The organism is Mycobacterium marinum, assembly GCF_003391395.1.
Classification (GTDB): Bacteria; Actinomycetota; Actinomycetes; order Mycobacteriales; family Mycobacteriaceae; genus Mycobacterium; species Mycobacterium marinum.
In genome coordinates, this window is sequence record NZ_CP024190.1 from 301,862 (window position 1) to 324,205 (window position 22,344).

The window sequence follows — 22,344 nt, forward strand, 5'->3', positions numbered from 1 at the left end:
CACCCGGCGGGTTGTTGCGGTAATCGGCGCCCGCGGCACTACCGGCGGGAGTCGTCGCGGTCGGGTGTGTGCCGGCATGGCTGTGCTCCGGATTCGCCGTCGCGGGCCGAAAGCGCGTGCTAACTTACCAAAGGTGACGCAGGTCACCACTTTTCCGCTAGTCGACGCGATCGTGTCGCGTCGGGGTGGCAGCCTGGACGGCGTTGTCGTCATCGCCGCACAGCATCTGCTGGAGACGACGCACGCGATGCTGCGCTCGTTGTTTCGGGTCGGGCTCGACCCCCGCAACGTCGCGGTGATCGGCAAGTGTTACTCGACTCATCTCGGAGTCGCCGATGCCATGCGAGCCGACGGTGTTCACGTCGATGAGTTCAGCGCCGCCTACGCGCCCCACGAATCCTTCGACACCGAGTACACGCGACATGTGGAACGGTTTTTCGCCCAATCCTGGGATCGGCTTGCGGCTGGCCGAGCCGGCCGAGTCGTGCTGCTCGACGACGGCGGCTCGTTGCTGGCCGCCGCTGGTGCCGCACTCGACGGCACGGCCAACATCGTCGGGATCGAGCAGACGTCGGCGGGCTACGCCAAGATCGCCAACTGCGCGCTCGGGTTTCCCGTCGTCAACATCGCCCGCTCGTCGGCCAAGCTCCTCTACGAGTCGCCGATAATCGCGGGCAACGTGACACGTTGCGCCTTCGACCGCATCGAGGGCCTCGACCGCGGTGACGCCATCCTGATCACCGGTGCGGGAGCGATCGGCAGCGCGCTGGCCGACCAGCTGCGTCCCCGTCATGAGCGGGTGGATGTGTACGACACCCGCGTGGGCCACCCGGGCCCGATCGATCTGACCCAGGCGATCGGTGACTACGACGTGATCATCGGCGCCACCGGAGCGACCAGCGTGCCCACCGAGTTGCACGATCTACTGCGCCCCGGCGTGGTGTTGATGTCGGCGTCATCGTCTGATCGCGAGTTCTCGGGGGCTGCGTTGCGCCGGCGTGCGATTCCGGATCCCAACTGCCATGCCGACCTGCGCATCGCCGACGGCAAGCTCGATGCGACATTGCTGAACTCGGGATTTCCGGTCAACTTCGACGGCTCGGCAATGTGCGGTGACGAGTCCATGTCGCTGACCATGGCGTTGCTGGCGGCGGCGGTGCTCTACGCAGCCAGCGCGGAAGCCGCCGATATCGACTGCGATCATCCGCATCTCGGGCTGACCGACCAGGGCGACATCGTGCAGTCGTTTCTGAACATCGATGTTCCGCTGCAGGCTCTCGGCAGGCTGCCGTTGCTCTCGGTCGGCGGGTACCGTCGCCTCGAGCTGCGGTCCGGTGACATCGTGTTCCGTCAAGGGGAGCCGGCCTCACACTTCTACGTCGTCGAATCCGGTGAACTCGAAGCGTTTGTCGACGGCCAGCTGGTGCTGCGGCTGGTCGCCGGCGATCACTTCGGCGAAATCGCTCTGCTCAGCGGCTGGCGGCGGGCGGCCACGGTGCGGGCGAGCCAGCCCTCAGTGCTGTGGTCGCTGGACGCCGCGGCCTTCAGCGAGGTCCTCAGAGTGGACGCCACGATGCGCGAGCTTGCGCACCAGGCCATTCATTCACGGGTGAGCCGCGTGGTCGGTGCACCCAAGTCATCGCGCGTCTAGCAGACCCGCGGCCCTTTGGCGTCGATCGCCAGCCCGAAGCCCGTCCCCGGACCGCTGCCGATCAGATCTCTACCGCTGGCCCGTGAGGTGCTCCCGGACCAGCGCACAAAGCCGCCATCGGCCCGGCACGCCCTTGAGTTCGTGTTCGCCGCGCTCGGCGAATCTGTGGCTCGAGCCGGTGACGATGTCACGCACCGTCGAGGACACCAGCACCTCACTGGAGCCGGCCAGCGCACAGACCCGGGCACCGATGTGTACGGCCAGGCCGGCGACGTCGGCCCCCCGCACCTCGACCTCGCCCGCATGAATCCCCACCCGGACCTCGATGCCGAGCACCGCTACGGCGTCGACGACGGCGTCCGCGCAGTTGATTGCCGCACTCGGGCTGCTGAACGTCGCGACGAACCCGTCGCCCGCGGTATTGACCTCGCGCCCGCCGAACCGCTGGATCTCGTGGCGGACCAGGTTGTCGTGGTTATCGAGCAGGTCGCGCCAGCGCAGGTCACCCACGGTGGCCGCGCGCTGGGTCGAGCCGACGATGTCGGTGAACATGACCGTGGTCAGTACCCGCTCGGTGACGAAGCCGCCCCGGACGCCGGTGATGAACTCCTCGACCTCGTCGAGCAACGCGGCGGTGTCGCCGACCCAATACAAGGAATCGGAACCGGGAAGCTCGACCAAGCGCGACCCGGCAATGTGCTCGGCCAGATAGCGGCCGTGCTCGACCGGAACGAACTTGGTGCCCACCCGATGCAGGATCAGCGTCGGCGCGGTGATGTGGGGCAGCGAGTCGCGCGCATCCGAGGCTTGAACCGCGTTGATGAAGGCGCGCGCCGTGCTGGGCGAGGCCGCCCGGTTTCCGGCCAGATCCCACCAGTCGCGGAACGCGTCGTCATGGGCCACGCTGGGCGCCATGATGCGCAGCACGTCGAACCCCTGCTCGACCGCGTCGGGATCGGTTCCGAGGGTGAGGAATGGTTCGGCGGTGTTGGACCTGATGCCCAGTTCGTAGTCGGGCGCATGCAGCGTCCGCGCGGAGGCGTTGATGAGCACCAGGCTGCGCACCCGCTCGGGATAGTCGGCGGCCAGCACCAGGGCGGTCGTCGCGGTGAACCCGGAGGCAAGAATCGTGGCTTGCTGGCATCCGGCCGCGTCCATCACGGCAATCGCATCCTCGGCCCAGAACCTCGGGCCGAGCGCATCCGGCGACGAAACCCGCGATGACAGGCCGACGCCGCGATGGTCGAACCGGATCAGGCGGGAAAACGACGCCAGACGGCGGTGAAAGCGGTACATCGACGGTTCGGAATCGATGGTGTCGACCGGAATCGAGGCCCCCGGTATGACGAGCAGGTCGATCGGATGATCCCCGATCACCTGGTAGGCGATGTCCAGGTCGCCGCACCTGGCGTAACGAGTCCGGGGAGTTCGGGGCGCCTGCGACACGGCTACAACGTAATGATCGGAATCAGATAGCGGGCGGCGTACTCGCGGACCGCGGCGTCATCCGAGGTATCGAGACGCTCGGTGGGAAACATGATGATGCCAACGGCAACACGCAGCAGGATGTCGGCGATGTTGGCGAGGTCGGCGTCGGGAGCATCGGCGCCGCAGCGCCGCAGCGTGTGGGCGATGCCGTCGGCGAATTGGCCGATCGGGAAGACGTGGGAGCGGGAAAACATGCCGAATAGCTCCGGCTCGCTTTCGGCTATCCGCGAGTACAGCGGGGAATCCTGGATGAGTCGGACCCCGAGGGTGAACGCCTCGATCACCGCCTCACGCGGGTTGTGGCCGTTGGTGGCCTGGTCCAGTGCGGCGAAGAACAACTCCGCCTCGCGCCGCACGACCCGTTCGAACAGCTCGTCCTTGGTGGGAAAGCGTCGGTAGATGGTGCTGCGGCTGACACCGGCCCGGGTGGCGACGTCTTCGATGTTCGCCCGCCGGACACCGTAGGTCTCGAAAACCGCGCGTGCGGTGTCCAGGATGGTGCGGTCGAGATCGGTGATCGACTCGACTCCGTCGGTGCTGGTCTCGGTGCCCATTCTGGACTGCATGATAGATCGGCTCCGCCTTGCGGATCCCCCCGAATGCCGCGTTTTCCCAGATCACTGCCCCTGATCGGGAGCCTGACGCGGGGCACCGCTCATTTGCGGCCGCCCGCCGCGGTGGCTAGGGTGACACAAAGAGACGAACTTGTATCAGTGGTTCACTAACGACACATGGATTCGTCAAGGAGGGTGGATGGCAACGGAGCTGACCGCGGGCGTGGATTTCGACACCGGTGTCCGGGAGGCCCTACCCATGCCGATCGACCGGCCCGTCGACGACGAGATCGTCGCGCAGCGGCTGGGCCCGACTTCGCTGATCTGGAAATTCTATGGAGACGTGCGCACTCAACTCTTCGGATTCCAGCGCGCGGCCGGCACCGAAAACTGCATCGAACAGCTCGGTCAGGGAGTCCTCGATCATTCGGTGGTCTTCAGCGACACCCTGGGCCGGGCCAAGCGCACCGGACCGCCCTTGATGCGGACCGTGTATTCCGAGGACCCCCATGGGTGGGGTCGCACGGTGCGGGATTTCCACAAGCCGATCAAGGGCACCATCGGTGATGGCTCTCGGTACCACGCGTTGAATCCGGAGTTGTTCTACTGGGCCCACGCCACGTTCGTCGACCAAATCCTCTACAACACCGACACGTTCATCCGGAGGCTGTCCCGCGCGGAAAAGGAGCAGATCTTCGAGGAGAGCAAGATCTGGTACGGCCTTTACGGCGTCAGCGATCGAAGTCAGCCGCAAACCTATGACGAGTTCGTGGCCTACTGGGACGGCATGCTCGACCGGTTCGTCCCGCACAAGACCGTGCTCTACGGGACCGGCTATCTACGCAAAGGGATCCCTGGCCCCCGCAAGCTGCCTGCGCTGATCTGGAGGATCCTGTCTGCGCCCCTGAACGCCTACGCCCGGTTGGTGATTGTCGGAACCCTGCCGCCGCAGATGCGCGAGGTGTGTGACCTCGATTGGAACGCCAAGAAGGAGAGGCGATTTCAGCGTTTCGCCGCCCTCATACGAGGGCTGAATCCGGTGCTGGGGCGGCTGCCGGTCAGGTTGATCTACTTGCCATGGGCGGCGCAGGCGTGGACCCGCTCGGGGGTTGACCCGCGCAGGCTCCACCGCCGCGCCGTCTCGACATAACGGCCGCCGCGAGGAAGGCCCTACTGGGGCCGGGAGGCTGGATACGGCAGCAGCGCCATTTCGCGGGCGTTCTTGATCGCGGTGGCGATCTGCCGTTGTTGTTGCACGGTGAGACCGGTGACCCGACGAGAGCGGATCTTGCCGCGATCGGAGATGAACGTGCGCAACCGCGAGATGTCCTTGTAGTCGACCTCGCTGACCCCGAGCGAATCCAGCAGGTTCTTCTTGGCGGGCGTTGCCGGGGCTGTGATGGGGCGCCGAGTGCGTTTGGGGTTCTTTTTCATCTGCGGCTACCAGCTCGCCTTGCGAACACCCGGTAGCTGACCCGCATGGGCCAACTCGCGCACTCGCACCCGCGACAATCCGAACTTGCGCAGGTGGCCGCGCGGACGGCCGTCGATGGCGTCGCGATTGCGCAGCCGTACCGCACTCGCGTCACGCGGCTGACGGCTCAGGGCGCGTTGTGCGTCGAGCCGCTGCTCGTAGCTGCTGGTGGGAGATTGGATGATCTGCTTGAGTTCGGCGCGCCGCTGGGCGTAGCGCGCGACGATGTCTCGGCGCTTGTTGTTCTTGACGATCTTGGATTTCTTGGCCATTCAGCGTTCCTCCCGGAATGGGACGTGCTTGCGAATCACCGGGTCGTACTTGCTCAGAATGAGCCGGTCGGGGTCGTTGCGGCGGTTCTTGCGGGTGATGTAGGTGTAGCCCGTTCCCGCGGTGGAGCGAAGCTTGACTGCCGGGCGAATCTCGTTGCGCGCCACTAGATCTGTTCACCGGCCCGCCGGAGCCGCGCGACCGTGGCCTCGATGCCGTCGCGGTCGATGACCTTGATGCCCTTGGCGCTGACCCGCAGCTTGATGCGACGGTTCTCCGACGGCAGGTAATAGGTCTTGAGCTGGATGTTCGGTGACCACCGTCGTCGGCTCCGGCGGTGCGAATGCGACACCGTATTGCCGAAACTCACCGTGCGACCGGTGACTTGGCATCGTGCGGACATGGGCGCCTCCTCAGTGCACGCTTATTGAAAATCATTTTCGACAACCCCGTGTGACGCACTGTATCGTGAGTCCGATCTTAATGAAAATCGTTTTCAATAACGATCGGGAGAGCTCGGGAAGGAGTGGTGATGCGGACTCCCGTTGTGCTGGTGGCGGGGCAGGGCGATACCGACGACGTGACCGGCCTACTGCTGCGCCGGCCCGGAACGGCCGTTGTCGAGCATCGGTTTGATGGGCACGTGGTGAGGCGCAACATCATCACCTTTCGCCGCGGAGAACTGAGCGCTGCCGAAGAGGCGCTGGAGTTGGCGCATGGATGTGTCTCCTGCACCATCCGCAACGATCTGCTGATTCTGCTGCGCAGGCTGCACCGCCGAGACGGCGTGGACCGGATCGTGGTGCACCTGGCGCCCTGGCTGGAGCCCGAACCCATCTGCTGGGCAATCAATCACGTGCGGGTCCGGGTCGGGCCCGGCTACCCGGACGCTCCGGCCGGCCGCGACGTTCGGATCGGCGCGGTGGTGACGTGTGTGGACTCGGCGAACTGGCTGGCGCAGTCTCTCGGCGACGAGGAACTGGCCGACGGACGGACGTTCGCTCAGGTGACAGTTGGTCAGGCCGAATTCGCCGACGTGCTGGTGCTCAACCGCCCCGACCCGGTCACTCTGGCCGTGTTGCCGCGTCTGGCGCCGCGGGCGCGGATCACCGTCGGGCTCGACCGGGTCGAGTTGGCGCTGGCCAACCTCGACGACTACTCACGCAGGGGGCGCAGCGACCATCCGCACGCTTCGCTGTTGGGCGGGCGGCCTCCGTTGGGCACCGACGGTGGGGTCGGAATCGTGGAGTTCAACGCCCGCCGCCCGTTTCGGCCGGAGCGCCTGCATGACGCCGTCGACCACTTGCTCGATGGCGTGATTCGTACCCGTGGACGCCTGTGGTTGGCCAATCGGCCCGATCAGGTCATGTGGCTCGAATCGGCGGGTGGAGGCCTGCGGGTCGCCTCGGCGGGCAAGTGGCTGGCGGCGATGTCACCCGCCGAGGTGGACCACGCCGACCCGGAGCGACGCCTGTTTGCCGAGCTGATGTGGGAATACCGCTTCGGCGACCGGCACACCGCGATGACGGTTCTGGCCTGCGGCGCCGACCGGGCGGAGATCACCCGGGTGCTGACCGGGGCGCTGCTCACCGACCGGGAGATGGCCCGGCCACAGGATTGGCCGGCCTACGACGACCCGTTCGGCGACTGGCATGAAGACCCGTGCCACGAGACGCCGGATGAATCCGGGCAGTTCTCCGGGCACCTCAACAAAGGAGAACTGGAATGAAATCCGACACTCACCCCGACTACCACCCGGTGGTCTTCGAGGACGCGACCACCGGCACCCGCTTTCTCACGCGATCCACCTTGACCAGCTCTCGCAGCATTGACTGGGAGACCCCCTCGGGGGTGCACACCTACCCGTTGGTGGTCGTGGAGGTGTCCGCCGATTCGCATCCGTTCTGGACCGGTACCCGCCGCACGCTCGATACCGCGGGACGCGTCGAGAAGTTTTACCGACGATATGGACGGGCTGATCGGCCCGCAACGGGCTGACCTGCCCGAATCTGGGCGGCTGAGCTGATTGTGGCCGCGGCCGCGCGGCTACGGGTCGCTGGCGGGGACTCGGATGTCGCCAAACCCCCACACCCTGGACCCGCAAATGCCAGAGTGACCATGGGTCACAATAGGCAAGACAGTAGTCCGCAACGGGGGAACCGCTCCTATGAATCTGGCGACGCAGGCCTTGGCGAAGGCCTTCGAACGAGCCAGCAACGGACTGGCGAACCCGGCGACGCTGGCCGATCCCGACCGGCTACGCGGCGCAGTTACGGGCAAGACCGCGTTGGTTACCGGTGCGTCCTACGGGATCGGCGAGGCAACCGCGCGGAAACTGGCCGCCGCTGGAGCCACCGTGCTGATGGTGGCGCGATCAGCGGAGCGCCTCGAGGACCTCGTGTCGGCCATCGCCGCGGGCGGTGGAGCGGCGGTCGCCTACCCGACCGATCTCACCGACGAGGCTGCTGTCGGGGTACTGACCAAGCAAGTCAATCAGAATCACGGACCGCTGGACATCGTGGTCAGCAACGCGGGCAAGTCATTGCGCCGGTCGCTGCATGACCAATACGACCGTCCGCACGATTTCCAGCGCACCATCGACATCAACTACCTGGGTCCGATTTGGCTGTTGCTCGGATTGCTGCCGGCGATGCGCGAGAGCGGCCGAGGCCATGTGGTGAACGTTTCCAGCGTCGGCGTACGCCTGGTGCCGGGCCCGCAATGGGGCGCCTACCAGGCCTCCAAAGGGGCGTTCGATCGCTGGCTGCGCAGCGTGGCGCCGGAGCTACACGGCGACGGTGTGGACGTGACGTCCGTCTACTTCGCCCTGGTCCGTACCCGGATGATCGAACCGACGCCGATGCTGGGCCGGCTTCCCGGCCTCGAGCCCGATCAGGCCGCCGACGCTGTGGCGAAAGCGATCGTCGAACGGCCTCGCACCAACGAGCCGCCCTGGCTGTGGCCGGCCGAACTGGCCTCGGTATTGCTGGCCGGGCCCGCCGAGCAGGCGGCGCGGGTGTGGCACCGCCGGTTCTTCGCCCCAACCGCCGAGGCAGGAAAGAGCTGACAATGATGGCTGCAGGCGTGGTCACAACGGCGGCGCGGGCGTTACTGGGATCGGGGCTGCTCAGCCCGTCCAGCCCGGCTGCCGCGCTGCGGCTGGTACGCGAGCTGTACCGGGGCGGTACGAACCTCTACACCCCGCTCGCTATCGCGGCGGCACGGTGGCCGGAGCGGACCGCAATCGTCGACGACGACGGTGCGCTGAGCTACCGCGAGATTCAAACGATGACCGAATCGGTCGCCGGGGAGCTCACCCTTGCCGGCATCGGGCCCGGGCAAGCCGTGGGCGTCATGTGCCGCAATGGCCGCAACTTTGTCGCGGCGGCGTTTGCCGCCGGGTTGGTCGGTGCCGACGTCGTGCTGGTGAACACGGAGTTCCGCGCCACCGCGCTCGCCGCCGCGCTGGAAGCACACCAGATGCGGGTGATGTTGTGCGACGACGAGTTTGTCGACCAGGTGGCCGGAACTGGCGAATCGGTGTTGGTCATCGATCCGAGCACCGTCACCGACCGGGACTGCGCGCGGCCCAAGGTCGCCCCCTCCGGACGAATCGTGTTGTTGACTTCGGGCACCACCGGGGTCCCGAAGGGGGTGCCGCGCAAGCCCAAGTTGACTTCTGGGATCGGGGTCAGCGTGACGCTTCTGGAGCGAACCAGGCTGCGTGTCGGTTCGCGAATGACGCTGGCCACGCCCATGTTTCACGGTCTGGGATTTGGCATGCTGGTGCTGACCATCAGCCTGGGCGGAACGGTGCTGACCCGTCGGCACTTTGATGCCGAAGCAACGCTGGCCCAGACATCGCTGCATCGCGCCGACGGCTTGAGCGTGGTTCCGATCATGTTGGCACGCATCCTCGATCTGCCCGATCAGGTGCGGGCGCGAAATCCGCTGCCGTGCTTGCGGGTGGTGATATCCAGCGGCGATCGACTCGATCCCAGCCTGGCGCGCCGCTTCATGGAGGCCTACGGCGACGTTCTGTACAACCTGTACGGCTCCACCGAAGTGGGCATCGGCGCACTGGCCACACCGGCCGAGCTGCGCGACTGGCCCGAGACGGTGGGCAGACCCGTCGCCGGGTGCCCGGTGCGGATTTTCGACCGGAACGGACGGCCCGTCGGGCCGCGGGTAACCGGGCGGATCTTCGTTGGCGGCGAACTGAATTCCGACGGCTATTCCGGCGGTGGCGGCAAAGCCGTCATCGATGGCATGGCCAGCACCGGAGACATGGGCTATCTCGACGAATCGGGCCGGCTCTACATCGTCGGGCGTGAAGACGACATGATCGTCTCCGGCGGCGAGAACGTCTATCCGCGGTCACTGGAGAACGCGCTGGCCAGCCACCCCGACATTGCCGAGAACGCGGTCATCGGCGTTGCCGACGAGCAGTTCGGCCAACGGCTGGCCGCATTCGTCGTCGCCCGCCCAGGCTGCGACATCGACGCGGACGCGATCCGCGATTACCTCAAGGGCCGGGTGTCGCGGTTCGAACAGCCCAGAGACATCCACCTGGTCAGCAGCATTCCGCGCAATCCGGCCGGCAAGGTGCTGCGCAAACAGCTGGCGAGCTACGCCGAACCCGAAGCCCAGTCCTGATGTTCTAGGGCCACGTCAACGGTCTTGGCCAGCCACTTGGGCGCGAGCACCGAGACCGCGGTTGCCCCGGCGGTGGCACTGAACACCCCGGTCCAGGCAACCGGTCCCAGCGGTGTGCATCCGAAAAAGTGGCTGACCACCGGGGTCTGGATGATGCCGATCAGGACGCCGGCGCTACCGAACGCGGTAGCCAAAACGAGTGGGCTGTGGCTTCGGGTCAGCAGGGTTTGTGCCAGCTGAGTGGTCACAAGCGCGGTCAATCCCATTGTCGCCGTGCGGCGTTCGGTACCCGGGGTCCAGCGGCCGATGGCCCAGGCGGCGGTCGCGCCCGCGGCGGTGACGACGCCCCGGTTGGCGATCTGGCGCATCAGCGGCGCGTCCAGGGAGGGGGTCGGAGCGGTCAATACCGCCCGCTGGCGCCTGCGCCGTGCCTCCTCGATCTCTTCATCGCTGAGATCGCTGTCGTCCTCGGGATCGTCGTATTGCGACGTGATGGCGACCGCAAGCGCTGGGAACATGTCGGTAAGCAGGTTGACCAGCAGCAGTTGTCGGGTTCCCACCGGTGCGCGCCCGGCACCGAAAGCCGTGCCGATGATGGTGAACAGCACCTCACCCACATTGCCGCCGACGAGGATCGTCACCGCATCGCGCACGCCGGCCCACATGCTGCGGCCTTCGACCAGCGCGTCGAGCAACACACCCAGATCGTCGTCGGTCAAGACGATGTCGGCGGCGCCCCTGGCGGCCGACGAACCGCGACCGCTCACTCCGATGCCGACGTCGGCCATCCGGATGGCGGCGGCATCATTGGCGCCGTCGCCGACCATCGCGGTCACCCGTCCACAACGCTGCAGCGCGGCCACGATCTGAACCTTCTGCTCCGGGCTCACCCGGGCGAACACCTGCACGTCGGCGGCGAGTTTGGCGCACGCGTCCTCATCGAGACCGATCAGTTCGGCTCCGGTGACCACCCGGACATCCTCGGGCAAGCCGAGCTGGCGGGCGATTGCCCGCGCGGTGATGGGATGGTCGCCGGTGATCAGCACCACGTTGCGCTGCGCATCCACCAGCGCCTCGATCAACGGTCGCGCCGACGGGCGCGCGGTGTCGGCCAGGCCGACATAGCCGAGCAATTCCAGGTCGTGGGCCGCCGCATCGACGGCGTCGGCGTCGGTGTCGTCATCGTCGGCCGTGTCATGTTCCCAGGGGCGCTTGGCGACCGCCAGTACCCGCAACCCGCGTTCGGCGAGGCTGTGTACCAAGGCTTCCGCATGTTCGAGGTCGGCGTCGGGGTCCGCGAACCGGCAGCGGGGCAGGATCGTCTCGGGGGCGCCCTTGAGCATGAGTGTCGGATGGCCGTTGCTGGTCCCGGTCGTGCCTATCGAGGCGGCGTAGCCGCGGCTGGATTCGAATGGGACTTCGGCGAGCACGGTCCAGGCCGAATCATCCGGGGCTTCCAGAGAATTCGCGGCGACGATGATTGCCTCGTCGGTCGCGTGGGCGTGCCCCTGTCCATCGTGGGGCTGGGTGGTGGCCCGGGCGGCGGCCCGCAGCACCCCGGTGGAGCGGGGGTCGGCGCTGTCGATGAACGGATCCAGCGGACTGGTAGAGCTGGGAATGGCGCACACGACACGCAGCCGGTTCTCGGTGAGCGTGCCGGTCTTGTCGAAACACACGGTGTCGACGCGGCCCAGCGCCTCGATGGTGCGGGGCGCGCGCACCAGCGCTCCATGCGCAGTCAGGCGCTGTGCGGCGGCCAGCTGCGAGAGGGTGGCCACCAGCGGCAGCCCCTCCGGCACGGCGGCGACCGCGATGGCAACGCCGTCGGCCACCGCTTGACGCAGCGTGGCACGCCGCATCAGGGCCAAGACGCTGACCGAGGCGCCACCGGCCAAGGTGAGTGGGAGCACCTTGCTGGTCAGCTCGCGCAGCCGGGCCTGCACCCCGGCCGAGGTCTCGACGTCGGCGACCGCCGAGATCGCCCGATGCGCCGCGGTGCCGGCGCCGGTGGCCACCACGATGGCCCGCGCCCGCCCGGCCACGATGGTGCTGCCCTCGAACAGCATGCTGGCCCGGTCGGCATCGTTGACGGCGACGGGGTCGACCTGCTTGTCCACCGGCAGCGACTCACCGGTCAGTAGCGACTCGTCGACTTCGAGGTCCTCGGCCACCAGGAGCCGAGCGTCAGCGGGTACCACCTCCGGGGCGGCCAGGTCGATGACATCACCAACGCGCAGCGACTTGGCCGACACGGTGGCGGTGCGGGTGGCATGCCGGGCGGCCTCCAGCCGGCGCCGCGTGGTCGCGACCGCCGGCACGACGACCCGGCGCACCATTTGGTCTTGTTCGGCGAACAGCTCCGCCGCGGCCGCCTCGGCGCGCAGCCGCTGCACCCCACCGGTGATCGCGTTGACCGTCATCACGCCGGCCACCAGCAGCGCGTCGACGTTGCTGCCGACGATCGCCGAGGCCGCGGCGCCCACCGCCAGGATCGGAGTCAGCGGGTCGGCGAGCTCATGCCGCGTCGCCGCCGCCAGCTGGGCCAGCGTGTGTGCCGGGCCACGCAGCGGGGAGACCAGCGGTTCATAGGACAGGTCGTCCAGGAGGCGACGCCAGGTCGGCGTTCCGGGGTCCACGGCCATGGGGCGTGCACCACCGGCCAGTCGCGCATAGACGATCTCGGGGTCCAGGGCGTGCCAGGCGGTCAGCGGTTGGGGCGTGGGATCGGGGAGCCGCAGCACGGTGGCGGCCGACCAGCTTCCCGATAGCAGGGCAGTGGCAGCGGCGGTGTTGACCGGGTTGAGCCAGCGCCGGAAGCTGGCGGGGTTGGTGGTTCTGGCCTGCTCGCCGGTGACCAGCAGCAGCCCCGCCAATGTGGTGCCGCCCTGGGCGAGGTGCACCGACGACACGCTGGAGGCGCGGGCCACCGGAATCGCGGACAGAATCCGCACCGCCGCGGCGAGGTCGGTACCGGTAATGATGTCGGCAGTCCACGGGGTCGCCGCGCGCGGATCGTCCAGGGCGACCCCGATGTCGGCGATCGCCAGCGCGGCCAACGTATCGGTCGAGGCGAAATCGCGGTGCAGCGCGGTGATCAGCAAGACGGGTCCGCGATCGGTGCGCAGCTCGCGCACCAGGTTCAGCAGCGGCGTGCCGGGCGGATGGGTGGATCCGACACTGGCGGACAGGTCTTCGGTACCGGCGACATGGCGTAGCACGACCCGGGCGCCGGTCCGATGCGCCGTCTGCAGCAGCGGGATCGCATAGGGGTCGACCTCCCACCCCACGTCGACGTTGCCCACGGTCTGGCCATCGACCACCAGATCGGCGTGTTCGAGCCCCTGGGCGGGTGTGGCCGAGGGGCCGCGCAGCGGAACCCAGCGCAGCCGCGCGCCGGTCGCCGGCAGCTCGTCGGGGTCGGGTTCGGGAGCCTCTTCACCGTGCAGCAGCGCGTCGGCGACCTCGTAGACCCGGTCGTCATCCCAGCCGGGTTCGTCGCCCTGGGCGCGTAGGACGGCGCGGTGGTCACCGCGCAGCGCGGCGCCGTCGATGACGACCACCTGCACCCGATCCAGCCGGCGCAGCGCTCCGGGGTCAAGCACCAATTGACCTTCGCTGGCGAGCCCGCGGCCCAGGACCGCCGCGAACGCTTGCCGGCCCATGTGCGCCGCCCGTGGCACGCCGGCCAAGATGGCGCCGGCCGCGTCCTCGGTGCCGCCGCCGGCCACCAGCGCACTCGCCGCGGCGATCAACGCGCCGTTGGCCGCGGAATTGACGTAGCTCTCCACCGGGCCGGCCATCGACCCCTTCGCCGTGTCGATGGCGGCATCGATGGACCCGCCGACCATGACGTGTGATGCCTCGCCGGCCGCGGCCGCCGCCCAGCTGTGCCGGGGTTCCTGCGCTTGCACGCCGGCCGACGAGATGACCGGAACCACCGGTGCTTGCGGCCGCCCGGGGGAGGCCAGCGCGGGTTCGCGGTCTCGCCATACCCGCCGGTGTGCTGTCGCCTCCGAGATCTGCAGGCCACGCTGCACCAGATCCAGCAGCGGGGTGCCGACCGCCTGGGTCAGCCCGTTGGCGGCGGCGGTCGTGGCGGCCAGCGCAACGTCGGTACCCACCCGGCCCAGCCGTGATTCCAGCAGCGACACCATGCGTGGCTGGTGATTGATCAAGGCTGCGGCGGCGCGGGTGGTCTGCGGTGCGGCGGGCAGCCGGATCACCCAGCCGGTCACCGCCGCGCCCAGGGCGGCTAGATCCAGCGCCGCGGCGGTGAGTGGGACCAGCACCGCCAACGGGTTGCCCGGGTCGGCGAAGGGCGCCGAGTTGGGCGAAGATAGCGATCCGGACAGGACGATGTCGGCGGCCACGGTGGCGGCGGTGTCGCACACTTCGTCGAGCACGGTGTCGCTGTCGGCGCCGTCCTCGAGCTCGACCACCAGCCGGCCCAATGCCCCCTCGACGTGGGCCTTGGCCACGCCCGGGATGCGGCGGACCGGCTCCTCGACCACCGCCGCGTACTCATGCCAGCGCGGGAATGGCAGCAACGGATCCAGGTCGAAATGCACCCGGCGACCGCTGTGCCAGCGCAGCGGCGGAGTGACGCCGTCCGGGGCCCCGTCGGCAGCACCGTTTCGCCCGATCGCCCGGTTGGTCGTCTGGGCCACCGATTGCACTACCGGACCGGCCAGCTCCACCACTGGGCTGGCTAGCGTCTGCAAAACACCGGCAGCATCGGCGGCAGTCTGCACGCCGGCCCGCACCACCTGTGCCGCTCCGCCGGTCACCCCAGCGACCAGATTGGCCACTGGGTTGACCACACCCGGAATCTTCATGCGCCACCCTTCAATAACGTGTACCGCGCCAATCCTCCTGGCGTCTTACCAACCTGTCCACACGGACCCCCAGGTGTGTGGGCCTCTGGTGAGGGGCCCGCGCATCGATCCCCGTGGGTCCGGTGCCACCACCTTGGGGGCGGCGGGAGCCGATGGAACCGACCCGGTGTTCGCTTCGGCCCGCCTGGCACTCCGGATCAATAGTGCCGCGCCGGTGCGACCGCGGGCCGCAAATCAACAGCCGTTTACCCAGATTTGCCGGAAACCGCAGGCTGGGGCCCAAGGTGGCCCAGTGATCCGCATCCACGGTTCGGGGCTGGGGCGGGCGAGTTCGTCACGTCCACGGAATCTGCGCCGCTGGGCACGGAGATCATCGATCACCGGGTGGTGGTTGGATACCCCAAAAATGCGATACGCGCATCGCCGCGCAGGGTGCCGTACCGCGATTTTCGGGTGGAAAACCGGGTTTACAGAATTCGGTGGTTGGCCCTGCCGACGTGGTAGCCGGTCGGGAAGGATTTTTCGATGACCTGCAGCTGATGGTCCACTCTGGACTCGAGTTCGAGGACGACGCAGCCGTCGCCAACGGCCTTCGACTCCAAAACGATGTACCTTTGACCGCCACCGTTGACATCGGTGATCGGGTCACCAGAGTGCAAATTCTCGACGGCCACCAATTCAGGGGTTCCGTGTGACTCCACGCGAAATACAGTAGGGCAATCCTGCCGACCAGGGAACACCCCGCGCGGGAAACAAACTTGCCGATCAGCTGGGCGCGGCGAGTCCTAGCGACAATTGGCGACACATTCGCCGGTTGGGCCGGGGCTGGTGCGGCGGCAGTGCGCTGATAGGAGGCGCTTCGCCGGCTTCCGGCCCCAGGGGCGACGACTCGGAAATGCCTGCCGCGCAAGCGATAGCGCGCAAATCGAATGTGCACTATCGGCACCGTCAAAATTGGTGTCAGTGGTACCCCTGAAACGGTCTTACGCTTATTACCGGAGCACCGCCAATGTTGTGTGGGAATGAATTGCCGAGTTGCCCCCAGATGGTGTCCCAGACGGTGGAGGTGGGCAGATGTCGTATGTATTCGCGACGCCGGAGTTGGTGGCGGCCGCGGCAACGGATCTAGCCGGGGTGCAGTCGGTACTCAGCGCCGCGAACTCGGCGGCGGCCGGCCCCACCATGGCAGTGATGGCGGCCGGCGCGGACGAGGTATCGGCGTTGATCGCGGGTCTCTTCGATGCCCACGCCCAGGCGTATCAGGCACTCAGTGCCCAAGCTCTGGTGTTCCACGATCAGTTTGTCCAGATGCTCAACGCCGGTGCCAGCTCCTACGCCGCGGCCGAGGCGGCCAACGCGTCCCCGCTTCAGGTGGTACAGAACCTGGGGCAAAACGTGCTCGCCGCGGTAAACGCGCCGACCCAGGCCGTGTTGGGCCGTCCGCTGATCGGTGACGGTGCCAACGGATCGCCGAACACCGGCGCAGACGGCGGCGCGGGCGGTCTGCTGTACGGCAATGGCGGCAACGGGGGATCCGGTGGGCTGGCGCAGGCCGGGGGTAACGGCGGTGCGGCGGGGCTGATCGGCAACGGTGGCTCCGGCGGCGCGGGTGGTGCGGACTTCGCCGGCACATCGGGCGGGATGGGCGGTACCGGCGGTTGGCTGTGGGGCAATGGCGGGGCTGGCGGCGGCGGGGGCGTCGGCACCACCACGACGGGTGGGACAGGCGGTGCCGGCGGCAACGCGATGGGGTTGTTCGGCAACGGGGGCATCGGTGGCGCCGGCGGGGTCGGCCAGAACACCACCGGCACCGGGGGCAACGGGGGTGCCGGCGGAAGCGCCGCGCTGCTGGGCTTCGCCGGGGCCGGCGGGGTTGGTGGGCTGGGCGGCGCCACCGGTGGCGACGGTGGTCAAGGCGGCAACGCGGCGCTGTTGGGTAACGGCGGCGACGGCGGAGCCGGAGGCGCTGGCGCCAACCTCGATGGTGGTAACGGCGGGCTCGGCGGCAACGCGGGACTGTTCGGCGACGGCGGACACGGCGGAGCCGGGGGCGTGAGTTTCGACCCGGCCGGTGGCGATGGCGGCAACGGCGGGCAGGGCGGCAACGCCACGCTGTTCGGCTATGGCGGACACGGCGGTGCCGGAGGGTCGAGTCTGAACCTGGCTGGTGGTGATGGCGGCGATGGCGGCCAGGGTGGGTTCTTCGGTGGCGGCGGCGCCGGTGGGGACGGCGGCGCCGGCTATGTCCTGGCCAACGCCGGGGCCGCCGGCAATGGCGGCGACGCGGGTTTCTTCGGAAATGGCGGCGCCGGTGGTAGCGGCCAGTTCGGCGTCGGAGCATCGTCGGCGGGCGGTATCGGTGGCAACGGGGGACGGGTCATCGGTGACGGCGGCGACGGCGGCGTCGGTGGATGGGGGGTGCTGGCGGCCGCCGGGGGCAAGGGCGGTGACGCCATCGGCCTGTTCGGGCAGGGCGGTGTGGGCGGCACCGGCGGCGCGGCGGTGGGCGCCGGAAACCATGGTGGCAACGGGGGTGACGGCGGCACCGGTGCCCTCATCGGCAATGGCGGGGACGGCGGCGCAGCGGGAACCAGCATCGGCCAGTCGGCCAGCGGCGGCAACGGTGGCAATGCGCGGTTGTTCGGAAACGGCGGCGACGGCGGACCCGGCATCTTCGGCGGCACCGGGGGCACCGGCGGTCAGGGCGGCACCCTGGCCGGAGTCCCCGGCGCTGCCGGACCCAGCTGATCGCCACGCGAGCCGGGGCCCGCTGCCGTAACAACGGCCCCCGACCTGCGCGTTGGTCTACTCGGCGGCGGCGCTGGGCGACCGCATTGGTACCAAGCCGGGCGGCGCACGCGACAATGGTGCGATGAGTGGCCCCAGCGCGCCGGAGTCGCCCGCCTGCTACCGGCACCCCGGGCGGCCGACCTATGTCCGCTGCACCCGTTGCGATCGGTACATCTGTGGTGACTGCATGCGTTCGGGCGCCGTCGGCCATCAGTGCGTCGAGTGCGTGCGCGCGGACGCCCGCACGGTGCGCCAGCCCCGTACTCAATTCGGCGGTCGACAGCGTTCGGTCACCCCGGTGGTGACGTTCTCGCTGATCGCGGTGAGCGTGCTGGTTTTCGTTCTGCAGTTGGTCGTTGCCGGACTGGGGCCACATCTGGCCCTGTGGCCACCGGCGGTCGCCGACGGCCAGCTATACCGGCTGGTGACCTCGGCATTCATGCACTACGGCACGTTGCACTTGGTGTTCAACATGTGGGCGTTATATATCGTGGGCCCGCCGCTGGAGATGTGGCTGGGCAGGTTGCGGTTTGGCGGCCTCTACGCGCTGAGCGCGCTGGGGGGCTCGGTGCTGGTTTACCTGATTGCGCCGCTGAACACGGCGACCGCCGGTGCATCGGGAGCGATATTCGGCTTGTTCGGTGCCACCTTTGTCGTGGCAAAACGGCTCAATCTCGACATCCGCTGGGTGGTCGCCCTGATCGCGATCAACCTCGCGATCACGTTTGTCGCGCCCGCGGTTGGTTCGCAGCTGATCAGCTGGCAAGGGCACGTCGGCGGGCTGATTACCGGCGCCCTGGTTGCCGCGGCCTACGTCTACGCGCCTCGAGAACGCCGTAATTTCATCCAAGGTGCGGTGACCCTGACCGTTGCGGTTGCGTTCGTGGTGCTGATCTGGTGGCGCACCAGCGAGTTGCTCGCGATGTTCGGTGGGCACCTCAACTTGGGCTGATGCCCGGCGGCGGGGCCGGGTTAGGTTGGTCGCCATGACGTGGTGGATCGCCCACGCTGAGCGGGCGCTGTCACAAGATGTGCCCGCGCCACCGGAGCGGGTGCGCGACTTCTATGTGGACCTGGACAACCTCAAGCTGGTGCACCCTCTGATCGTCGCGGTGCAAGCGCTGTCCCGAACCGAAACCCGGGATGGCTACCGGCAGAGCTACCGCGTGATAGATCGCATTCCGATGGGACCGTTGAATCTCGAGGTGCGCTACCGGGCTCGGCTGCACGTCCCGGTGCACGGTGCGGTGCACACCGAGGCCGATCAGTTCCCACGCGTGCGGCTGCGCGCGACGGTGACCTTTGCGCCGATCGCCGCTGGTACCAGGCTCACCGAGCGGATAGCGATCGCCGCGCCCCGTCCGCTGGCCTCCTACACCACCCGCGCGGCGGTGCAGGCGCACGCGGCGATGCTGGCCGGGATCCGCAGCTATTTCGAGTCGTCCTGAGCGGGGCTCCACTGCGCGGTCAGCGCGAAGTCGGAAAGGTATTTGGTGGAGCTCCACCCACCGTCGACCACAATGGTCTGCCCGTTGATGAAGGCACCGCCCTCAGAACACAGGAATGCCACCGTGTTTGCCACGTCGTCGACGGTGCCCAGCCGCTGATGCGGTGTCATTTCAACGTTGATCCGCCGGAATCGCTCATCGGCCAGGCGATGCTGGGTCATCGCCGTCTGGATCACGCCGGGGGCCACCGCGTTGCACCGTATTCCCTGTGCCCCGTATTGGCAGGCGATGTGGGTGGTCAGCGCGGTGAGCCCGCCCTTGGCGGCCGAATATGCTCCGCCACGAAGACCTCCTACCACGGCAAACGTTGACGTGATGTTGATGATCGCCGATCCGGGCCGCAGATGTGGCAGCACCTCACGGGTCAGGCGGAACGGTGCGCGCAGCATCAAACTCAGGACGTAGTCCAAGGATTCGTCGTCGGTTTCGTGCACCGGTTTGGGGCTGCCCACCCCGGCGGCGTTGATCAGGAAGTCGATGCGTCCCCACCGGTCCAGGGCGGCGCGGGTGAGCTGGCCGGGTGCGTCATCATCGGTGAGATCGACCGGGTGGGTGGCTATCCGGTCGGGGCCGCCGGGCAGCTGGGTCAGCTCGGCAAGCCTGCGCTCGTCGCGGCCCGTGCCCAGCACCGCCATACCCATTTCGGCGAGTTTTGCTGCGCAACCGAATCCGATTCCGCCTGTTGCCCCCGTGATGATTGCTACCTGCATGTCACTGCTCTGCCTTCATGAGCGCTGCTTTGATCCGGTGTTTCACGATCTTGCCTGCGTCGTTCTTCGGCAGGTGGTCCCAGATAACCACTTGCTCGGGGATCTTGAACCGCGCAACGCCAGCGCCTTCGAGAAACGCGCGCACGCCTGGGAGGCCGGGCGGGGGGTCAGCCGCGGCAACGATGACGGCGCAGGCTCGCTCGCCGGTGCGGTCATCGGGCAGGCCGACAATCGCGACGTCGGCGATTCCGGGGTGGGTGATCAGGATGTCTTCGATCTCTTTGGGGGAGATGTTCTCGCCGTTGCGGATGATGATGTCCTTGGCTCGTCCGGTCACGACCAGATACTCGTCGTCGACCCAATGTCCGAGGTCTCCGGTGCGGAAATAGCCTTGCGCGTCGAAAGATCCGGCTTCGTCCTCGGGGTGCCGGTAGCCGACCAGCATCTGTGGCCCGCGCACCCGGATTTCACCGGCAACCAGCTTGACGTCGGCGGCACCGACCCGGCCATCGGTGGCTGCGGCGTGCGCACTACTGTCGGGTGCGCCGATCGTCGTCACCGGAACCTCGGTGGAACCGTACACGCGGGTGACAACGGCCTTGTCGAAATAGTCTGTTGCGCAACGAATCAACGACGGCGACACCGATGCGCCGCCGCAGACGAAGAATTTCAGGTCGGGCAATCTGGTGCCCGCCCGCTGTGCGGCGGCAAGCAGCTGCTCGAGGAACGTTGTCGCTCCGGCCATGTGGGTACACCGCTTCGATGTCATGAGTTGCACCGCGCGGTCCGCGTCCCATCGGTCCAGCAGCACGGCGGTAGTGCCGAGCAGAAGTGGGCATTCGAAGGCGTAGATCGAGCCGCCGATGTGCGCGATCGGCGAAGCGACCAGGAACCCGTCACCGGGCTCCACCATCCAGTGATCCCGGATCTGACAGATCAGGGCGTGGATCGAGTTGTGGGTGTGTAGGACGCCTTTCGGGCGTCCCGTCGTCCCCGAGGTGTACAAGATCATCCGTACCGCATCGGGATCCGCCGTGGGCAAGGGCGCGGCGGCCTCCCGGCCGACGAGTAGGGATTGGAAGGTCGAAACGCCATCGGGGCACTGCCCCCGCACCTCGATCACCTCCGGGCGCGACGGCAACTGTGCGGCCACCCGCCGCAGCATCGAGGTGTAGTCGTGACCGCGAAAATCCGCCGGGGCAAAGATCATCCGGCTGCCCGCATCTTCGAGAATGAACCGCAGTTCGTGCTCGCGCAGCGAGGGCAGGACGGGGTTGGCCACCATTGCGGCCAGCGTGCTGGCCAGATAGATCACCGCGGCTTCGTGCCAGTTCGGCAGCATGAAGCTGACCACGCTGCCCGCCGGCATGCGGGAGCGCAGGTGCTGCGCCAGGGCCATGGCCTGGCGGTGCAGTTCCTGGCAGTCCAGTTGCCGATCGGCATCGACCAGCGCCACCCGCTGCGGGGTGCTCTGCGCGGCCTCGCGCAGCGCATCGGCGAGCGTGCGCCGGACCCACCAGCGGTGCGCGTAGGCGCCTGCGGCGCGATCGGCATCCCAGCGAACCCAGCGCCCATCGATGAGCCTGCGTCGTGGAACTTTCGGCCCTCCCATCGGCTGGCGCTATTGGTCTGTCACACCGGAGGATCCGGTTTCACCGCGGAGTCGACGCATCGTCATCGAGTGACGGAACCGGGACGCCGGATGGGTGTTGAGCGTGACCTGGGCCACCTGCTCGTCGGATGTCACATAGGCGCGTCGGATCTGCAAGGCCGCAGATCCCGGTTCGACCTGGAGGCCGTGGGCCAGCGCCGGTGAGATTGACACGGCCGCGATTTCCTGTTGGACCTCAACGATGCCCAATCCGAATAGGTCCTCGATCAACGGAAAGATCGGCCCGTCGTGGCGGTGTAGCAACCTGCCGACCGCCGCGAATGCGCGGTTGATGTAGTACTGGGTGCGGCAAAGTGCGGGTTCGGCCGGCTCGGCGTTCTCGGCCCGCCGAAACCCGCAGACGCTCAGCCACTGCTCGCCGCTGGCCAGCCCGGTCTGTGCGCTCACCTCATCGTCGATGGTGGCCATGGCGATGGATTCGATCACGAATCTGGTGCCGGTGGCGAAGGCCAGCAGATCGTTGATCGACATCACATGCTGCACGTACGAATCCGACGACGGTCGCGGTACCACCAGCGTCCCGGTGCGCGGGCGCGAGGAAACCAGGTTGTCTTCCCGCAGCCGGCGCAGCGCCTCCCGAATGGTGTACCGGCTCACGGCAAACCGATCACACAGCTCGTGTTCGGTCGGCAACTGCGAGCCCACCGGATAGATACCGTCCACGATCTCTTTGCGTAGCGTCCGCGCCACCTGAAGATAGCGGTGGTCGAGGATCTTTGGCTCGGACAACTTTGGC

Annotated in this window: 20 protein-coding genes; 9 read left to right on the forward strand and 11 right to left on the reverse strand. The window is 67.8% G+C overall.

Features of this window, described 5'->3' with window-relative positions:
* Positions 1–133 precede the first annotated feature (133 nt).
* Positions 134–1,651, forward strand: a complete 1,518-nt coding sequence (locus CCUG20998_RS01300) for a cyclic nucleotide-binding domain-containing protein (protein ID WP_020731381.1) — start codon at positions 134–136, stop codon at positions 1,649–1,651.
* A gap of 69 nt (positions 1,652–1,720) precedes the next feature.
* Here CCUG20998_RS01300 and CCUG20998_RS01305 read toward each other — a convergent pair whose 3' ends face one another.
* The gene (locus CCUG20998_RS01305; RefSeq protein WP_020731382.1) at positions 1,721–3,097 is read right to left on the reverse strand and encodes an adenylate/guanylate cyclase domain-containing protein; all 1,377 of its coding nucleotides are present in this window, start codon (positions 3,095–3,097) and stop codon (positions 1,721–1,723) included.
* Positions 3,098–3,099: 2 nt separating this feature from the next.
* Positions 3,100–3,705 (reverse strand): TetR/AcrR family transcriptional regulator, encoded by a 606-nt coding sequence (locus CCUG20998_RS01310; RefSeq protein ID WP_020731383.1) that lies wholly within the window; start codon positions 3,703–3,705, stop codon positions 3,100–3,102.
* 187 nt (positions 3,706–3,892) lie between these two features.
* Between CCUG20998_RS01310 and CCUG20998_RS01315 the strand changes: the two genes are divergently transcribed.
* Positions 3,893–4,843 carry an oxygenase MpaB family protein gene (locus tag CCUG20998_RS01315; RefSeq protein ID WP_012392280.1) on the forward strand — a complete coding sequence of 317 codons (951 nt, stop codon included), beginning with the start codon at positions 3,893–3,895 and terminating at the stop codon, positions 4,841–4,843.
* 20 nt (positions 4,844–4,863) lie between these two features.
* On the opposite strand, the gene rpsR is transcribed toward CCUG20998_RS01315, so the two are convergent.
* The 4 genes from rpsR to rpmB are packed head-to-tail and all read right to left on the reverse strand — an operon-like array spanning position 4,864 to position 5,840.
* Positions 4,864–5,127 carry a 30S ribosomal protein S18 gene (gene rpsR, locus CCUG20998_RS01320; RefSeq protein WP_020731384.1) on the reverse strand — a complete coding sequence of 88 codons (264 nt, stop codon included), beginning with the start codon at positions 5,125–5,127 and terminating at the stop codon, positions 4,864–4,866.
* Positions 5,128–5,133: 6 nt separating this feature from the next.
* Complete coding sequence (rpsN, locus tag CCUG20998_RS01325; RefSeq protein ID WP_011742331.1) at positions 5,134–5,439, reverse strand: 30S ribosomal protein S14; 306 nt, start codon at positions 5,437–5,439, stop codon at positions 5,134–5,136.
* A complete protein-coding gene (gene rpmG, locus CCUG20998_RS01330) occupies positions 5,440–5,604 on the reverse strand; it encodes a 50S ribosomal protein L33 (protein ID WP_011742330.1) in 165 nt (54 codons plus the stop codon).
* On the reverse strand, positions 5,604–5,840 hold the full coding sequence (gene rpmB / locus CCUG20998_RS01335; RefSeq protein ID WP_011742329.1) for a 50S ribosomal protein L28: 237 nt from the start codon (positions 5,838–5,840) through the stop codon (positions 5,604–5,606). The genes rpmG and rpmB overlap by 1 nt, the downstream gene beginning before the upstream one ends.
* Positions 5,841–5,969: 129 nt before the next feature.
* Between rpmB and mrf the strand changes: the two genes are divergently transcribed.
* The 4 genes from mrf to CCUG20998_RS01355 all read left to right on the forward strand — a co-directional run bounded on the left by mrf (position 5,970) and on the right by CCUG20998_RS01355 (position 10,093).
* On the forward strand, positions 5,970–7,166 hold the full coding sequence (gene mrf / locus CCUG20998_RS01340; RefSeq protein ID WP_020731385.1) for a ribosome hibernation factor-recruiting GTPase MRF: 1,197 nt from the start codon (positions 5,970–5,972) through the stop codon (positions 7,164–7,166).
* Positions 7,163–7,435, forward strand: a complete 273-nt coding sequence (locus tag CCUG20998_RS01345) for a type B 50S ribosomal protein L31 (protein ID WP_012392282.1) — start codon at positions 7,163–7,165, stop codon at positions 7,433–7,435. Before mrf ends, CCUG20998_RS01345 begins: the two co-directional genes overlap by 4 nt.
* Before the next feature lie 169 nt (positions 7,436–7,604).
* Positions 7,605–8,504, forward strand: coding sequence for an SDR family NAD(P)-dependent oxidoreductase (locus tag CCUG20998_RS01350; protein ID WP_011742326.1), 900 nt, complete (start codon positions 7,605–7,607; stop codon positions 8,502–8,504).
* 2 nt (positions 8,505–8,506) lie between these two features.
* Complete coding sequence (locus tag CCUG20998_RS01355; protein ID WP_020731386.1) at positions 8,507–10,093, forward strand: AMP-binding protein; 1,587 nt, start codon at positions 8,507–8,509, stop codon at positions 10,091–10,093.
* Here the strand turns inward: CCUG20998_RS01355 and CCUG20998_RS01360 are convergent.
* Entirely contained in the window at positions 10,066–14,928 is a 4,863-nt protein-coding gene (locus CCUG20998_RS01360) for a cation-translocating P-type ATPase (RefSeq protein ID WP_020731387.1), read from the reverse strand. The genes CCUG20998_RS01355 and CCUG20998_RS01360 overlap by 28 nt on opposite strands.
* Positions 14,929–15,395: 467 nt before the next feature.
* Complete coding sequence (locus CCUG20998_RS01365) at positions 15,396–15,629, reverse strand: hypothetical protein (RefSeq protein ID WP_015354093.1); 234 nt, start codon at positions 15,627–15,629, stop codon at positions 15,396–15,398.
* 373 nt (positions 15,630–16,002) lie between these two features.
* On the opposite strand from CCUG20998_RS01365, the gene CCUG20998_RS01370 reads away from it, so the two are divergent.
* From CCUG20998_RS01370 to CCUG20998_RS01385, 3 genes are all read left to right on the forward strand, one after another.
* A complete protein-coding gene (locus CCUG20998_RS01370; protein WP_038578387.1) occupies positions 16,003–17,676 on the forward strand; it encodes a PE family protein in 1,674 nt (557 codons plus the stop codon).
* A 124-nt stretch (positions 17,677–17,800) separates the two neighbouring features.
* On the forward strand, positions 17,801–18,670 hold the full coding sequence (locus CCUG20998_RS01380; RefSeq protein ID WP_012392287.1) for a rhomboid family intramembrane serine protease: 870 nt from the start codon (positions 17,801–17,803) through the stop codon (positions 18,668–18,670).
* 34 nt (positions 18,671–18,704) lie between these two features.
* Entirely contained in the window at positions 18,705–19,166 is a 462-nt protein-coding gene (locus tag CCUG20998_RS01385; protein WP_020731390.1) for an SRPBCC family protein, read from the forward strand.
* On the opposite strand, the gene CCUG20998_RS01390 is transcribed toward CCUG20998_RS01385, so the two are convergent.
* The 3 genes from CCUG20998_RS01390 to CCUG20998_RS01400 are packed head-to-tail and all read right to left on the reverse strand — an operon-like array spanning position 19,148 to position 22,337.
* On the reverse strand, positions 19,148–19,936 hold the full coding sequence (locus CCUG20998_RS01390) for an SDR family NAD(P)-dependent oxidoreductase (protein ID WP_020731391.1): 789 nt from the start codon (positions 19,934–19,936) through the stop codon (positions 19,148–19,150). The genes CCUG20998_RS01385 and CCUG20998_RS01390 overlap by 19 nt on opposite strands.
* A 1-nt stretch (position 19,937) precedes the next feature.
* Complete coding sequence (locus tag CCUG20998_RS01395) at positions 19,938–21,548, reverse strand: AMP-binding protein (protein ID WP_020731392.1); 1,611 nt, start codon at positions 21,546–21,548, stop codon at positions 19,938–19,940.
* A 9-nt stretch (positions 21,549–21,557) separates the two neighbouring features.
* A complete protein-coding gene (locus tag CCUG20998_RS01400) occupies positions 21,558–22,337 on the reverse strand; it encodes a GntR family transcriptional regulator (protein ID WP_011742319.1) in 780 nt (259 codons plus the stop codon).
* Positions 22,338–22,344 lie beyond the last annotated feature (7 nt).

Bases quoted from the DNA above. Each gene is read 5' to 3' on its own strand.
- CCUG20998_RS01310 (WP_020731383.1), bottom strand. From the start codon at position 3,705: ATGCAGTCCAGAATGGGCACCGAGACCAGCACCGACGGAGTCGAGTCG.
- CCUG20998_RS01315 (WP_012392280.1), top strand. From the start codon at position 3,893: ATGGCAACGGAGCTGACCGCGGGCGTGGATTTCGACACCGGTGTCCGG.
- rpsR (WP_020731384.1), bottom strand. From the start codon at position 5,127: ATGAAAAAGAACCCCAAACGCACTCGGCGCCCCATCACAGCCCCGGCA.
- rpsN (WP_011742331.1), bottom strand. From the start codon at position 5,439: ATGGCCAAGAAATCCAAGATCGTCAAGAACAACAAGCGCCGAGACATC.
- rpmB (WP_011742329.1), bottom strand. From the start codon at position 5,840: ATGTCCGCACGATGCCAAGTCACCGGTCGCACGGTGAGTTTCGGCAAT.
- mrf (WP_020731385.1), top strand. From the start codon at position 5,970: ATGCGGACTCCCGTTGTGCTGGTGGCGGGGCAGGGCGATACCGACGAC.
- CCUG20998_RS01345 (WP_012392282.1), top strand. From the start codon at position 7,163: ATGAAATCCGACACTCACCCCGACTACCACCCGGTGGTCTTCGAGGAC.
- CCUG20998_RS01350 (WP_011742326.1), top strand. From the start codon at position 7,605: ATGAATCTGGCGACGCAGGCCTTGGCGAAGGCCTTCGAACGAGCCAGC.
- CCUG20998_RS01355 (WP_020731386.1), top strand. From the start codon at position 8,507: ATGATGGCTGCAGGCGTGGTCACAACGGCGGCGCGGGCGTTACTGGGA.
- CCUG20998_RS01360 (WP_020731387.1), bottom strand. From the start codon at position 14,928: ATGAAGATTCCGGGTGTGGTCAACCCAGTGGCCAATCTGGTCGCTGGG.
- CCUG20998_RS01370 (WP_038578387.1), top strand. From the start codon at position 16,003: ATGTCGTATGTATTCGCGACGCCGGAGTTGGTGGCGGCCGCGGCAACG.
- CCUG20998_RS01380 (WP_012392287.1), top strand. From the start codon at position 17,801: ATGAGTGGCCCCAGCGCGCCGGAGTCGCCCGCCTGCTACCGGCACCCC.
- CCUG20998_RS01385 (WP_020731390.1), top strand. From the start codon at position 18,705: ATGACGTGGTGGATCGCCCACGCTGAGCGGGCGCTGTCACAAGATGTG.
- CCUG20998_RS01390 (WP_020731391.1), bottom strand. From the start codon at position 19,936: ATGCAGGTAGCAATCATCACGGGGGCAACAGGCGGAATCGGATTCGGT.
- CCUG20998_RS01395 (WP_020731392.1), bottom strand. From the start codon at position 21,548: ATGGGAGGGCCGAAAGTTCCACGACGCAGGCTCATCGATGGGCGCTGG.